The 1497-nt window shown below is 72.3% G+C and carries 2 protein-coding genes; one reads left to right on the top strand and one right to left on the bottom strand.

Annotated elements, in window-relative coordinates; genetic code table 11:
• The coding region (locus G6024_RS11845; RefSeq protein ID WP_478213490.1) for a DUF8176 domain-containing protein at positions 1–482 on the top strand (482 nt) is incomplete at its 5' end.
• Between the two features lie 10 nt (positions 483–492).
• On the opposite strand, the gene G6024_RS11840 is transcribed toward G6024_RS11845, so the two are convergent.
• On the bottom strand, positions 493–1497 hold a 1005-nt coding region (locus tag G6024_RS11840), incomplete at its 5' end, for an LCP family protein (protein WP_338122142.1).

Below are 1497 nucleotides of genomic sequence, written 5' to 3'. Positions count from 1 at the left end.
CGGCACGGATCGCCCTGCTGGCGGCCGCCGGGGTCGCGGTGCTGGGTGGGTCCGCGGTCCTCGGGTTCGTCGTCACCCGCGGGGCCGTCAGCCCTGCGGACGAGAGGGACACCGGGTGCGTGGAGGTGGCCGAACCCGGCCGGGTGGTGGGGTCCGGGCCGGGCTCGCTCGAGACGCCGGCCGGGGCGGTGCTGGCCTTCGATCACGCCTACTACGTGGAGCGTTCGGCCGAGAAGGCCTTCGAGGCGGTCGCCCCCTCCAGCCGGATGACCGAGGAGCAGCTGCGCGTCGAGGGGGTCGAGCGGGTCCCCGAGGGCACCACTCACTGCGTGGACGTACGCGAACTGTCACCGACCCTGCTGGAGGTGGACCTCACCGAGTACCCGCCGGGGGCCGACCCGGTGCTGATCCGGCAGCGCGTCCGCGTGGCCGAGAACCCCGGCGGCACGTGGGGGATCGTCTCCATCACCCCGGCCGGCTGAGCTCCGCCGCTCACGGCCCGGTGTCGAGGAACTCCGGTCCCGGGGTCCGCCCGGAGGCCACCGCGTCGAAGAACCCGGTCGTCGTGGGGCCCCACACGAGGTAGGAGCCCACGGACCCGGAGGCCATCCCGTCGTGGGGCGCGGTCACGGTGAGCGGGTCACCACTGAGTCGACGCATCACCATGGCGAGGTTCCAGATGTGGTCGCCGGTGTCCACGGTGACCGCCTCCGACGCTGAGTTCACCAGCGGCACGGCCGTGAACGGATTGAGCAGGTTCCCGGGCGAGAGCGTCTTGCGCATGAGCGCACCGAGGAACTGTCGCTGGTTGCGGACGCGCTGCAGGTCCTGCTCGGCGAAGCCGTAGCGGGTGCGCACGAAGCCCAGCGCCTGCGGGCCGGCGAGCGTCTGACACCCGGCGGCGAGGTCGAGTCCGGCGAGCGGGTCGTTGATCGGCTCGTCGAGGCAGATGTCCACGCCGCCGACCGCGTCGACGATCCCGGCGAAGCCACCGAATCCGATCTCCGCGTAGTGGTCGATCCGCACCCCGGACTGCTGTTCCAGGGTCTGCGCCAACAGGGGTGGACCGCCGAAGGCGTAGGCCGCGTTGAGCTTGTTCTCGCCGTAACCGGGGATGTCGACCAGCAGGTCACGGGGTAGGGAGATGAGCATCGTCCGGTCCCCGCCGCGGGGGGTGTAGACGAGCATCATCGTGTCGGTGCGCTTGCCGCCGGCGTCCGATTCGGACCCGGTCGACAACTGGGCCTGCTGCTCGGCGGTCAACCCCTCGCGGGAGTCGGTGCCCACCAACAGGGTGACGGTGCCGGGCGTGTTGCCGCCTCGCCCCGGGTAGTCGGTCAGCGCGTCGATCCGCTGCAGTTTCGAATCCGCCCACAGCACGCTCACCACCCCGAGCGTGAGCACGACGACCAGCACCAGTCCGAGGATCCGCAGGGGCCCGATCCGGCGCCGCGGGGTGCGGCGGCTGCGGGGGCCGCGCGGCGTCCCCGCCGCTCC

Source organism: Dietzia maris, from assembly GCF_014144855.1.
GTDB classification, from domain to species: Bacteria; Actinomycetota; Actinomycetes; order Mycobacteriales; family Mycobacteriaceae; genus Dietzia; species Dietzia kunjamensis.
This window is presented reverse-complemented; position numbering and strand designations above follow the sequence as displayed.